Origin of the sequence: Actinophytocola algeriensis (assembly GCF_014203735.1) — a bacterium.
GTDB classification, from domain to species: Bacteria; Actinomycetota; Actinomycetes; order Mycobacteriales; family Pseudonocardiaceae; genus Actinophytocola; species Actinophytocola algeriensis.
Genome location: NZ_JACHJQ010000011.1, coordinates 207,848 through 219,850, shown reverse-complemented (window position 1 = coordinate 219,850; position 12,003 = coordinate 207,848). Strand labels below are relative to the sequence as shown.

Below are 12,003 nucleotides of genomic sequence, written 5' to 3'. Positions count from 1 at the left end.
GGCCGGGACCCCGCCCGCCTCCGACGTGAACGGAGAGCGGTGAGGCTGCATCGGCTGGAGCTGACCGCGTTCGGGCCGTATGCCGGTCGTGAGGTGGTGGACTTCGACCGGCTGGGCGCGGACGGGCTGTTCCTCCTGCACGGCGACACGGGCGCCGGCAAGACGACTCTGCTGGACGCGGTGGCGTTCGCCTTGTTCGGTGCCGTGCCCGGAGTGCGCGACCAGGCGAAGCGCCTGCGGTGCGACTACGCGGAACCGGACGTGGTCACCGAGGTGCGGCTCGAGCTGACCGTGCGCGGGCACCGGCTGTTGCTGGTGCGGAGCCCTGAGTACCTGCGTGCCAAGAAACGAGGTGATGGCACCACAAAACAACATGCGAAGGCGTCGCTGTCGTGGGTCGGTGCCGCGCCGAGCGGGCACGCGCCGGACGGGCTGACCCGCATCGACGAGGTCGCCCGGACGATCGAGCGGCTGCTCGGGATGAGCAAGGAGCAGTTCTTCCAGGTGGTGCTGCTGCCGCAGGGCGAGTTCGCGCGGTTCCTGTGCGCGGACACGGCCGAGCGGGAGAAGCTTCTGGAGAAGCTGTTCGGCACGCAGCATTTCGCGTTGGTCGAGCAGTGGTTCCGGGACCGGCGGACCGAGCGGCACCGGGCGCTGGACGCGGGGCGGCTGCGGTGTGTGCAGCTGGTCGCGCGACTGGCTCAGGTGGTCGGCACCGAACCGCCCGACGACGACGCGGCGGACGAGGCGTGGCTCTCGTCGCTGGTCGCCGCGGCGGAGGCGGGCGCGGAGGAAGCCGTCGCGCGGGAGCTGGCGGCCGCGGTCGAGCGGGATCGGGCCGAGGCCGAGCTGTTGGCGCGGCGGGAGCTGGCTGAGCGGGTACGCCGGAAGGCGGCCGCGGAGGCGGAGCTGGTCGTGTTGTCGGCGGAAGTCGACGCGCGGGCCGCTTGGGCTTCGGAGCTGGCCGCTGCCCGGCGGGCGGCACCGGTGGTCACGGCTCATCGCGAGTCGGAGCGGGTGGCGGTGCTCGCTCGCGCGGCGGAGGACAAGGTGGCCGCGCTGGCCGCCGACGTGCCTGCGCTCGTTGAGCTGCGTGGTCTGGTCGCCGGTTACGGCACCGGCGACCAGACCGCAGGGCTGGGACGGTTCGGGCTCGGCGAGCTCGGGCTGGGCAGGCTCGGGCCGAGCCCGGCCGGGACCATCGGATCGGCCGACGAGGACTCAGCCAGCCCGGGCTCCACCGACGGGGACCCGGCCAACCAGGACTTGATGGGCGAGGGCGCGGTCGGTCGGGGTGTGGTCAGCAGCGACGCGACCGCCGAGAACCCGAGCGGCAAGGACTCGGCCGGCGGGAGCATGGCCGGCGGAGACGCCGTCGGTGAGGGCATGGGCGACGGTCGTTCTGGTGCTGCTGGTGTCGGGGGCTCGCGGGCGGACGGGATTCGGTGGTGGGCCGGGGCGTTGCGGGAGGTTGCCGGGGCGCTTGCCGGGCTCGTCGACGAAGCTCGGGAGCAGCGGGCCGACCAGAAGCGGGTCGACGAGCTTCAGGGGCTTGAGGAGCGTGCGGCTGAGGTCGTCGACTCCTGCGCCGCGCGGCTTGAGCTGGTGCCGGCGGAGCTTGTCGCTGCTCGGGAGGCGCTTGCCGAGGCGGCGCGGGCCGTGGCGGAGCTGCCTGCGCTCGTGACCGCCCGGGAAGAGCTGACCGCGTTGGTCCGGGATGCTCGGCAGGTGCCGGTGGCTCGGCGGGTGGTGGCCGAGCGGACGGCTGCTGTCCAGGCGGCTGTCGACGCTCACCTCGTTGCCCGGGAGTCCACCCTGGACATTCGGGAGCGGCGGTTGGCGGGGATGGCGGCCGAGTTGGCCGGGGAGCTTGCTGACGGGGAACCCTGCCCGGTTTGTGGTTCCGGCGACCACCCGGCGCCTGCTGTCGGGGAGGCCAGTTCGGTGACCGCCGCGGATGAGCGGGCGGCTGTTCGACGGGAGCAGGAGGCCGACGGCGAGCGGCAGAAGGCTGGGCGTCGGTTGGCGGCTGCCGAGCAGGGGCTGGCCACGTTGCTCGATCGGCTGCGGGGGCGGGAGAGCGACGAGCTTGACGACGATCTCCGGGCCGCTGTCGAAGCGCATGAGCATGCTGTCCGGGTCGCCGGTGAGCATCGCGCGCTGCGGGAACGGGTGCTCGGGCTCGAGCAGGAGTCCGACCGGGTGCTCGCTCGGTTGCGGGACGCTGAGAAGGAGGTGATCGGGTACTCGCGAGAACGGGTTGCCCTGCTGGAGCGGATGGGCGCGCGGGCTGAGCGGTTGGCGTCCGCGCGTGGTGGGCATCGGGACGTGGGGGCTCGGCGTGCCTACCTGCTCGACGTGGCTGGGCGGCTGGAAGCGCTCGCGTCGGCTGAAGCGGAACTGGCGGTGGCTCGGGCGCGGGTTCGCGAGCAGCAGGCTGTGGTTGACGACGCGCTTGGTGCCGCCGGGTTTTCCGGCCTCGCCGCGGCGCTTGCCGCGGGTGGGGTGGACAGCGGGAGCATCGAGCGGCGACTCGCGGACGCGGCGGCTCGGGAAGCCGGTGTGCGGCGGGTGCTTGACGATCCCGATCTCGCGGGGGTGGACGCCTCGGTTCGGGTTGAGGTTGGGGTTGCCGCTGACGCCTACTCCGTCGCGCGGGTGGAGATGGAGACGGCCGTCGCCGCGGTCCGGGTGGCTCGGCAGCGGGTGCTTGACGTTGGTGGGCTGGCTGCTCGGTTGCGGGCTGCCTGGACCGAGCTGGGGCCTGTGCTCGCGGAGTTCGCCGAACTGGCGGAACTCACCGACGTGGTGAACGGGCGGGGGCAGAACGCTCGGAAGATGTCACTTCGGGCTTACGTCCTCGCTGCTCGGCTGGAGGAGGTCGCTGTCGCCGCCACGGCTCGGTTGCAGAAGATGAGCGACGGGCGCTTCTCGTTCGTGCACACCGATGTCGCCGATCCCCGCGGAAAGCGGGGTGGGCTTGGGCTGGACGTGCTCGACGCCTATTCCGGGAACGTCCGGCCGGCCAAGACCTTGTCCGGTGGGGAGACCTTCCTCGCGTCGCTCGCGCTGGCGCTCGGGTTGGCCGACGTCGTGGCTTCGGAGACCGGTGGAGCGTTGCTCGACACCTTGTTCGTGGACGAGGGGTTCGGGATGTTGGACGCCGCCACGCTGGACGAGGTCATGGACACACTCGACGAACTCCGTGCCGGGGGGCGGGTTGTCGGGTTGGTGTCGCATGTGGAGGAGCTGCGGCACCGGATTCCCACGCGGTTGCGGGTGCACAAGGCGAGGACCGGGTCACGGGTCGAACTGATCGCCTGATTCTCACGCCCTGAACGGGCACAGCTGTGGGGGCAACGTCTCCGTCGGGTCTGTCAGGGTGACCTCGATGGCCATGTCCTGGTCCTGGCCGAGCGCTGTGCAGACCAGTTGGGACTGTGCCGCCGGTGACAGGTCCTTCAGGGCCGACGAGATGCGTACCGTGATGCCGGTCGTGGACAGGACCGCGGTGATCGGCGACACGTGCGGTGGGACTTCCGTCGTCAGGCCTTCCTCCAGCTCGCGGCTGGTCGGCCCCTCGGCCAGGAGTTCCAGTGGGGTTGTCGGAGTGGGGAAGCGCATCACTCTTGTGAGGGTTTCACCGTCCAGCAGGTACAGGACCGGCCCTTGCGTGAGTTCCTCGGTCGGGGCCGAACCACCTTCGATCGGGACTGACGGGCGGACACCGCACGCGGTGAGTGCCAGCAAGAGCAACAGGAGCAACGGTTTCATCAGGCGCTACCTCTCGGCAGGGTGAGTGTGAAGACCGCGCCTGTCGCGTTGCTCGCGGTGAGGGTGCCGCCGTGCAGGTGTGCGTTCTCCCGCGCTATCGCCAGGCCCAGGCCGCTGCCCGGGGAGCGGGTCCGGGCCGTGTTCGCCTTGTAGAAGCGGCTGAAGACGTGGGGTAGCACTTCCGGTGGCAGGCCTGGGCCTTCGTCGGTGACCTGGATCGTCAGCCAGTGCTCTTCCGCTGTCAGGATCACGCGGACCGGGGCGGCGCCGTGGGTCAGGGCGTTGCCGACCAGGTTCGCGACGATGACGTCCAACCGCCTGGGGTCCAGGCGTGCCGTGATCCCTCCTGGGAGCGTGGTTTCCACCTGGTCCAGCCAGCCTCGGGTGCTGAGCGTGGACATGACCGCCGCGGCCACGTCCACCTCGTCCGTCAGGAGCATCGCGCGGCCGGAGTCGAACCTGGTGATCTCGATCAGGTCGGTCACCAGCCTGGTCAGGTTCTTCGTCTCCTGGCTCACCAGCCTCGCCGCCTGCGCCGCGTCCGGGGGCAGCGACGCGGCTTCCTCGTCCAGCACGTCTGTCACCGCGGTCATCGCGGCGAGGGGGGTGCGCAGTTCGTGGGACACGTCCGCGACGAAGCGGCGGGCCTCCGACTCCATCCGCCGCAGTTCGCCGACGTGGTGTTGCAGTGCACTCGCGGTGTCGTTGAACGTCGCTGACACACCTGCCAGCTCATCCGTGCCGCGGACCGTCAGCCGTGTTGTCAGGTCGCCCGCGCCGAGCCTTGCCGCGGCGCGGCGGAGTTCACGGACCGGGCCCAGCACACCCTCGGCGGCCAACAGGGCCAGCAGTATCGCCCCGCCCAGTGCGACACCGCCGATCAGCCATGCGCGGACTGCCAGGCCATCGATGCTGTTCTCTTCCGGGACCAGGCTTCGGGCCGAGTACACCGCCAGACCCGTGCCACCGATCCTGGTGCCGGTTATCAGTCCGGGTCTCCCCGCGTACTCGATGCGCTGCCACGCCACATGGCCGCGGTCCACCGTCGCACGCAGCTCTGCCGGGACCTGGTCTCGCCGCAGGTCTCCCAGCCACCGGTCGCCGTAGGCCGCGGCCGCCGCATCGGTCCGGTTGGACAGGGCGCCGGCCAACATCATCAGCTGGCTGTCCGTTGGTGGCAGGGTGCGCAGGGGTAGCTGCGCCTGCAGGCCGCTCAGCAGGGACGCGACCGCCGCGTCCTGGGACCGTTGCAGGATCTCGTTGCGTGCCTGCACGTACATGGCGCCCGCCACCGCGACCGCCGTCAGCACCACCAGCGCCACGAACGCGGCGAACAGCCGCGCCCGCAGCCCCCACCAGCGGGTCACAGCGGGCCGAACCGGTACCCGAAGCCGCGCACCGTCTGCACGTACCTCGGGTTCGCCGGGTCGTCCTCGATCTTGGCGCGCAGGCGCTGCACACACGCGTCGACCAGCCGCGAGTCGCCGAGATATCCGTGGTCCCACACCGATTCGAGCAGTTGCTGCCTGCTCAGCACGCGGCCCGGTGACGACGACAGCTCCAGCAGCAGCCGCAGTTCCGTCGGGGTCAGGCTCACCGGTTCACCGGATTTCGTGACGACCAGCGCGGTCCGGTCGACGGTGAGGCCGCCGTACTCGTCGGCCTGCGCGGCCGGACTCGCGTGGGCGCGGCGCAGCACCGCGCGGATCCGGGCTTCGAGGACCCTCGGCTGCACCGGTTTCACCACGTAGTCGTCCGCGCCCGCCTCCAGGCCCGCCACCACGTCCATGTCGTCACTGCGGGCGGTCAGCATGATGATCGGCAGCTCACCGGTGGCGCGGATACGCCTGCACACCTCGAAGCCGTCCATGCCGGGCAGCATCAGGTCCAGCACGACCACGTCCGCCGCCGGCAGCAGCGGCAGGCCCGACTCGCCGGTCGCCGCGGCCCGCACGGTGTGGCCCTGCCTGGTCAGCGCCAGTGTCAGGCCGTCGCGCACGGCCTCGTCGTCCTCGATCAACAGCACCCGGGGCATGGCCACCACGATCGCAGCGCCCGGCGCCGCGCGCCTCCTCGGGGGCGAACTGTTACACGTTCATCGAATTACCGTCGAAGCACGCCGACGTGCGGTCGCCACCGTGGTTGTCATGCGACGAGATGCCCTCTACGCCCGGCTCACCACCCTGCTCGCCCGTTTGCTGCTGCCCGTCGCCGCCCTCCGGCACCGGCGGCGGGGACGGCACGTCGCCGCCCAGTGGGCGCTCGGGCTCCGCTTCCCTCACGAGGACCTGCGCGGCCTCGCCCCCGGGGCCCACGCCGCGTTCACGGCCGCCCGCACCGAGGCGCTGTGGCGGGACCGCCAGCTCATCGGGCTGACCTCCGGGCACCGGGACTCCGCCGTGCAGTGGCGGATGTTCCTCACCGAGATCGCACGCACCGGTTCCGAGGCGGTCGCGCGGCAGCGGGTGCTGCCGCCGGCGGAGTCCGCGCACGTCGTCGGGATCGCCATGGACGTGCGGCCGGTCGAGGGCGCGCGGTGGCTCGAGGCGCACGGGTGGCGGTTCGGGCTGTACCGCCGCTACGACAACGAGTGGTGGCACTTCGAGTACTGGCCGGGTGAGCCGCCGCAGCGGCTGCCGCACGCCGGCGTCAGCCGACCGAACCGAGCACCAGGTCGGCGGCCCGCCGCGTAGCGTTGATCAGGACAGCGTTGCGTTCGTCGGAACCCAGGGTGCGTTCGCGGGCCTCGTCGAGGCTGCGGCCGAACGCCCGGTGCCGCGCGATCAGCCGGTCACGGCGCAACGTCTCGTCCGGTGCCAGGAACCACGTCTCGGTCAACAGTGTCCGCACCTCACGCCACGGGTCCTCGTCCACCAGAAGGTAGTTGCCCTCGGTGACGACGTAGCGGTGTTCGGGGCGGACCGGCACCGCACCCGCGATCGGCTCCTCGATCTCCCGGCGGAACTCCGGCGCGTACACGGTTTCGCCGTCCTGGTCGCGGACCCGCCGCAGCAGGTGCACGTAGCCCGCCGCGTCGAACGTGTCGGGGGCGCCCTTGCGTGCCGCCCGGTCCAGCCGTGCCAGCTCGACCTGCGCGAGGTGGTAGCCATCCATGCCGATCAGCACGGCCTCCGCGCCCAGGGCCGTCACCAGCCGTTCGGCCAGCGTCGACTTGCCGGCGCCGGGTGCCCCGCAGATGCCGATCATCGGGCGGCCCGGCAGCCCGCGGACCCGGGCCACGAGGTCGTCGAACCTCACAACATCAAACCCAGCATCGGTCGCACCCATGCTCTCGCTCCTTCGTGCCGGATCCGCACCGCCGCCGCGCGGTTCGCGTACTCGACCAGTGCGGGCACGTCCGCCGCCCCCGGCGCCCGGCCGAGCCGGGCCACCGCCAGCGCGAACGCGCCGTGCCACACGTCGCCCGCGCCCGCGGTGTCGCGGGCCTCGACCGGCGGGACCGGCACCTCGCCACGCGTCCCGCCCGCCTGCCACGACACCGGGTCGGGGCCGTGCGTCCTGATCACCACCGGGTTGTCCAGCGGCACCCGCGGCTCGAACGCCGACGAGCACGCGCAGACGTCCACATAGGACAACAGCTCGGTCAGCACCGGTTTCCAGCTGCCCGCGTCCAGCACCACGGGGATGCCCCGCGCACGGGCCGCGCGGGCGGCGGCCAGCGCCAGCTCCGGGTGGTGGCCGTCGAGCAGCAGGACGTCGGCGCCCGACAGGTCGGTCGCCGGTGGTGCGGACACGCCCGCCGCGTTGTGTGACACCACGGTTCGCTCGCCGTCGCCCGTCCGCACCGACACCGCGCTCACCGCGGGCGGGGCGGTCCGGTCCGGTAGCACGTCCGCCAGTTCGACCCCGCACGCCGACAGGTCCTCGGCGGCGAGGCGGGCCAGCGGATGCGCACCGAGCACAGTGGACAGCCGGGCCCGGCCTCCGAGCGCGGCGACCGCGACCGCCGCGTTCGCCGCCGGGCCACCCGCCGCGACCTCGACGGACTCGGACTGCACCTTCTGGCCCGGCGCGGGCAGCTCGGCCACCCGCTGGACCAGGTCGACCGTGCACAGGCCGACCGCGACGACCAGGCTCACGGCGCCCCCTCGGGGGCCGGATGCCGCCGCTCCACCGGCTCGTTCCGGGCCGGCGGCCCGGCCTCCGGCCCCCGATCACCATTCTCCCAGGCGGCACCGACAATTCCGCGGGCGCGACGGCCGGCCTGTGGACAACTCGGGAGTCGAGGGTGGCGGCATCGGTGGCCTGCTCGGGGTTGCCGACGGTGGCCACGGGCGCTCACGGCTGGACGGTCCCGTAAGTGCCCAGTCACGAGCGGCCGAGGCCGGTTGTCAGGCCGACCTCCTCGATCGTGCCGTCGTCGCCCATTCGGAGGGCGCCGGTCAGGAGGCCGACGACCGCGTTCATGGAGTGCGTCTTCGGTGACACGACCGCGACCCGCTTGCCGAGGCGGTGCACGTGGACGCGGTCGGCGATCTCGAACACGTGCGGCATGTTGTGGCTGATCAGGACAACCGGCAGCCCTCGGTCGCGGATGCGGTCGATCAGTTCGAGGACCCTGCCGGACTCCTGGACACCGAGCGCCGCGGTGGGCTCGTCCATGATCACCACGCGGGAGCCGAACGCCGCGGCGCGAGCCACCGCGACCGCCTGCCGCTGGCCGCCGGACAGGGTCTCCACCAGCTGGGTCATGGACTTGACGTCGATGCCCAGCTCGTCGAGCACCCGCCGCGCGTCGCGGCGCATGCCCTTCGCGTCCAGGCGGCGGAACAGCGCCCCCAGCGGACCGCTCCGCCGCCGTTCCCTGCCGAGGAACAGGTTCGTGGCGATGTCGAGGGCCGGCGCCAGCGCCAGGTCCTGGTAGACGGTCTCGATGCCGTACCGGCGGGCGTCGAGCGGGCCGTGGAACCTGACCGGCTTGCCCTCCACGAGGATCTGCCCGGCGTCCGGGACCACGGCACCCGACAACGCCTTGATGAGCGTCGACTTGCCTGCCCCGTTGTCGCCGACCACGGCCAGCACCTCGCCCGCCGACAGTTCGAAGTCGGCGCCGTCCATGGCCGTCACGCGGCCGTACCGCTTGACCAGGCCGTGGGCCTCCAGCACTGGTGTCATCGCTGCCTCCCCCGCGAGAACCGGTCGACGGCGACGGCCGCGATCACCAGCGCGCCGGTCGCGACGTCCTGGTACAGGTTGTCGATCCCGGCCTGGGTCAGCCCGGATCTCAGCACCGCCACGATCAGCGCGCCCACCAACGTGCCGAGCACGCTGCCGCGCCCGCCGAACAGGCTCGTGCCGCCGATGACGACCGCGGTGATCGAGTCGAGGTTGCCGAGCTGGAACGCGTTCGGGTCGGCGTTGGGCACGCGGCCGAGTGCCTGCCACGCCGCGATCCCGTAGCAGAGCCCGGCGACCACGTACACCGACAGGACCGTGCGGCGGACGTGGATGCCGGACAGGCGCGCGGCTTCGGGATCGTTGCCGACGGCGTAGACGTGTTTGCCCCACGCGGTCTTCGTCAGCGCGTACCAGAGGCCGACGAACATGGCGAGCATGACCGCCATGCCGTAGGTGACCTCGATCTGCCCGAACAGGTACTGCGTGGTGCCGAGCCACCCGAGCGTCGGGTCGGTGACCGGGAAGCTCTGGCCCTGCGCGTACAGGCGGCTGGCCGCGGTGACGATCGTCAGCAGGCCGAGCGTCACGATGAACGGCGGCAGCCGCAGACCCGTGACGAGACCGCCGGTGACCGCGCCGATCAGCGCCGCCGCGACGATGCCGACGACGAGCGCGATCGGCGCGTCGGTTCCGTTGATCGTCAGTTTCGCGATCAGCAGCGTCGAGAGCACCGCGATCGCCGCGTTGGCGAGGTCGATGCCCGCGGTGAGGATGACCAGAGTCTGGCCGAGCGCGAGCGTGCCGATCACCAGCGACTGCTGGACGACCAGCGACAGGTTGTCGACGTTGAAGAAGGTGTCGGTGGTCAGCCCGAACACGACCACGGCGACCACGAGCGCGATCGCCGGGCCGATGGCCGGGGTGCGGAGGATGAACTCGCTGGGGGAAACGCGGGTCGTCATCCGGTCAGCCCCAGCAGTTCTCGAGACCCCACGCGGTGTCCTCGCTGTCGATGCCGGCGAGCGGCTTGTCCGTGATCACGGCGGTCTCGGTCTCCACGAACCCGGTCGGCTTCTTCCCGGACTTGGCGAACTCCACGGCGAACCGCACGCCCTGTTCCGCCATCTTCTTCGGGAACTGCATGACGGTCACGGCGATCTCACCGCTCTTGACCGCCTCGACGCCGTCACAGGAACCGTCGATCGACCCGATGACCACCCTGTCCGCCAGGCCTTTCGCCTTCAGCGCGCTGTAGGCGCCGCGTGCGGCCGGCTCGTTCAGCGTGTAGATGGAGTTGACGGTCGTCGCGCGCTGCAGCAGGTTCTCGGTCGCCTGCTGCGCCTTGTTCTGTTCGCCGTTGGTGGCCTCGGTGCCGAGGTTCTCCGGCTGCGCGGCCTCGACGAACCCGGCGTGGCGCTGCTCGGACACGGTCGAGCCGGGGGTGCCGTCGAGCAGGATCGACCGCGCGGGCTGGCCGTTCAGCGCGGCCTTCACGTACTGGCCCTGCAGGCGGCCCGCGTTCGTGTTGTCGGTGGCGATCGTGGCGTCGACCGCGTCCTGCGGGTCGGTCTCGGTGTCGAGCGCGATCACGAGCACGCCGCGGTCGCGTGCTTTCTTGATGGCACCGAGGATGCCGGTGGAGTTGTTCGGTGTCACCAGGATCGTCTTCGCGCCCTGCTGGACCAGGTTCTCGATCGCGGCGACCTGGCCGTCGTTGTCACCGTCGAACTTGCCCGCGAGCGCGACGAGTTCGGCGCCGTTCTTGTCGGCCTCCGCCTTCGCGGCGTCCCGCAACGCGACGAAGTACGGGTTGCTGTCGGTCTTGGTGACCAGGCCGATCTTCGTCTTGCCGTCTCCGGTGGACTCCTCGGAGCCGGACTTGGTGCTCGTGCAGCCGACCGCGAGCGCGACGACGGCGAGTGCGGCGAGGAGAGCAGGACCTCGGCGTCCCATGACTACCTCCGTGGCAGGGCTGGTTTGCGGGGAAGTTATTGCGGTCAGTACCGTGACGCAACCGTTTGCGCAAACGCTTGCGCCTTCCTCGATCAAGGAGCCTCCGTGGTCACGATGAAGGACGTCGCCGAACTGGCCGGCGTCTCGATCACCACCGTGTCGCACGTGGTCAACTCCACCAGGTCCGTCGCGCCCGAGACGAAGGCGCGGGTCCTGGCCGCCGTCGAGCGGACCGGGTACACCGGAGACGCTATCGCGCGCTCTCTCGTCACCGGCGGCACCCGCACCCTCGGCGTGGCGATTTCCCTGGTCGCCAACCCGTACTTCGCGGAACTGCTGCGGTCCATCGAGCACGAGATCACCCGATCCGGTTACACGCTGGTGCTCGCCGACACGCACGACGAGCCCGAGGCGGAACAGTCGGCGGTGCGGACGTTGCGGTCGCGGCGCGTGGACGGGTTGATCCTGACGCCGTCGCCGCGGGCGTCCGGGACCGTGCTGCCGGAGCTGAAGTCGCTGGGGATCCCGATCGTGCTCGTGGACCGGCTGACGACCGCGCAGGACGTGGACCAGGTGGGGCCGGAGAACATCTACGCCACGTCCGGGCTGGTGCAGCACCTCGCGTCGGTGGGGCACCGGCGGATCGCGATGATCAGCGGCACCGAGGGGCTGGCGACCACCACCGAGCGGGTGCTCGGGTACCGGCTCGGGCTGGGGCGCGCGAAGCTGACGTGGGACGAGTCGCTGGTGGTGCCCGGTGAGTCGGCCGCCGACCCCGCGGCGCTCGCACTGGGCAAGCTGCTGGAACTGCCGTCGCCGCCCACCGCGGTCGTGGCGGCCAACAACACGATGCTGTCCGGGGTGCTGCACGAGTGCAGGCGGCGTGGGGTGCGGGTGGGCCGGGATCTCGCGGTCGTCGGCTATGACGAGGTCGAGTGGGCCGACCTGGTCGATCCGCCGGTGACGACGGTGGCGCAGCCGATCGCCGAGATGGGGCGCACGGCGGTGCGGATGCTGCTGGAGCGGATCGCCGACCCGTCCCGGAAGCCACAGACCGCACGGCTGGCCACGACGTTGATGCACCGCAACTCGTGTGGGTGCGGCCTGTAGGCGGGGTTGGCAGGATTCGGTCAGGGC

10 protein-coding genes and 1 pseudogene are annotated in these 12,003 nt (G+C 71.6%); 3 read left to right on the top strand and 8 right to left on the bottom strand.

The features are described 5' to 3' along the window. Positions 1-39 precede the first annotated feature (39 nt). Positions 40-3,324 (top strand): AAA family ATPase, encoded by a 3,285-nt coding sequence (locus tag FHR82_RS40500; protein ID WP_184815958.1) that lies wholly within the window; start codon positions 40-42, stop codon positions 3,322-3,324. Positions 3,325-3,327: 3 nt separating this feature from the next. Here FHR82_RS40500 and FHR82_RS40495 read toward each other — a convergent pair whose 3' ends face one another. Genes FHR82_RS40495 through FHR82_RS40485 form a run of 3 tightly spaced genes read right to left on the bottom strand, consistent with a single transcriptional unit; the run spans position 3,328 to position 5,809 of the window. Further along, positions 3,328-3,774 carry a GerMN domain-containing protein gene (locus tag FHR82_RS40495; protein ID WP_184815957.1) on the bottom strand — a complete coding sequence of 149 codons (447 nt, stop codon included), beginning with the start codon at positions 3,772-3,774 and terminating at the stop codon, positions 3,328-3,330. After that, a complete protein-coding gene (locus tag FHR82_RS40490; protein ID WP_311771511.1) occupies positions 3,774-5,141 on the bottom strand; it encodes an ATP-binding protein in 1,368 nt (455 codons plus the stop codon). The genes FHR82_RS40495 and FHR82_RS40490 overlap by 1 nt, the downstream gene beginning before the upstream one ends. Beyond that, complete coding sequence (locus FHR82_RS40485; RefSeq protein ID WP_184815956.1) at positions 5,138-5,809, bottom strand: response regulator; 672 nt, start codon at positions 5,807-5,809, stop codon at positions 5,138-5,140. The genes FHR82_RS40490 and FHR82_RS40485 overlap by 4 nt, the downstream gene beginning before the upstream one ends. Positions 5,810-5,921: 112 nt before the next feature. Between FHR82_RS40485 and FHR82_RS40480 the strand changes: the two genes are divergently transcribed. Then, positions 5,922-6,467: a M15 family metallopeptidase domain-containing protein gene (locus FHR82_RS40480; RefSeq protein WP_184815955.1), complete on the top strand. Its 546-nt coding sequence runs from the start codon at positions 5,922-5,924 to the stop codon at positions 6,465-6,467. On the opposite strand, the gene FHR82_RS40475 is transcribed toward FHR82_RS40480, so the two are convergent. The 5 genes from FHR82_RS40475 to FHR82_RS40455 form a co-directional block, all read right to left on the bottom strand. Beyond that, positions 6,424-6,981, bottom strand: coding sequence for a nucleoside/nucleotide kinase family protein (locus FHR82_RS40475; RefSeq protein WP_260418194.1), 558 nt, complete (start codon positions 6,979-6,981; stop codon positions 6,424-6,426). The two genes, FHR82_RS40480 and FHR82_RS40475, sit on opposite strands and share 44 nt — an antisense overlap. 47 nt (positions 6,982-7,028) lie before the next feature. After that, complete coding sequence (locus tag FHR82_RS40470; RefSeq protein ID WP_184816140.1) at positions 7,029-7,868, bottom strand: PfkB family carbohydrate kinase; 840 nt, start codon at positions 7,866-7,868, stop codon at positions 7,029-7,031. Between the two features lie 235 nt (positions 7,869-8,103). Beyond that, on the bottom strand, positions 8,104-8,910 hold the full coding sequence (locus FHR82_RS40465; protein ID WP_184815953.1) for an ATP-binding cassette domain-containing protein: 807 nt from the start codon (positions 8,908-8,910) through the stop codon (positions 8,104-8,106). Then, a complete protein-coding gene (locus tag FHR82_RS40460; RefSeq protein ID WP_184815952.1) occupies positions 8,907-9,875 on the bottom strand; it encodes an ABC transporter permease in 969 nt (322 codons plus the stop codon). Before FHR82_RS40460 ends, FHR82_RS40465 begins: the two co-directional genes overlap by 4 nt. Before the next feature lie 4 nt (positions 9,876-9,879). Beyond that, positions 9,880-10,866, bottom strand: a complete 987-nt coding sequence (locus tag FHR82_RS40455; RefSeq protein ID WP_184815951.1) for a substrate-binding domain-containing protein — start codon at positions 10,864-10,866, stop codon at positions 9,880-9,882. A gap of 77 nt (positions 10,867-10,943) precedes the next feature. Here FHR82_RS40455 and FHR82_RS40450 point away from each other — a divergent pair. Continuing rightward, positions 10,944-11,976, top strand: a pseudogene (locus FHR82_RS40450) (LacI family DNA-binding transcriptional regulator). Positions 11,977-12,003: the final 27 nt, after the last annotated feature.

What these genes read in the sequence shown, in the direction of transcription:
- FHR82_RS40495 (WP_184815957.1), bottom strand. Translation starts at nt 3,774, where the DNA reads ATGAAACCGTTGCTCCTGTTGCTCTTGCTGGCACTCACCGCGTGCGGT.
- FHR82_RS40485 (WP_184815956.1), bottom strand. Translation starts at nt 5,809, where the DNA reads ATGCCCCGGGTGCTGTTGATCGAGGACGACGAGGCCGTGCGCGACGGC.
- FHR82_RS40480 (WP_184815955.1), top strand. Translation starts at nt 5,922, where the DNA reads ATGCGACGAGATGCCCTCTACGCCCGGCTCACCACCCTGCTCGCCCGT.
- FHR82_RS40475 (WP_260418194.1), bottom strand. Translation starts at nt 6,981, where the DNA reads ATGATCGGCATCTGCGGGGCACCCGGCGCCGGCAAGTCGACGCTGGCC.
- FHR82_RS40465 (WP_184815953.1), bottom strand. Translation starts at nt 8,910, where the DNA reads ATGACACCAGTGCTGGAGGCCCACGGCCTGGTCAAGCGGTACGGCCGC.
- FHR82_RS40460 (WP_184815952.1), bottom strand. Translation starts at nt 9,875, where the DNA reads ATGACGACCCGCGTTTCCCCCAGCGAGTTCATCCTCCGCACCCCGGCC.
- FHR82_RS40455 (WP_184815951.1), bottom strand. Translation starts at nt 10,866, where the DNA reads ATGGGACGCCGAGGTCCTGCTCTCCTCGCCGCACTCGCCGTCGTCGCG.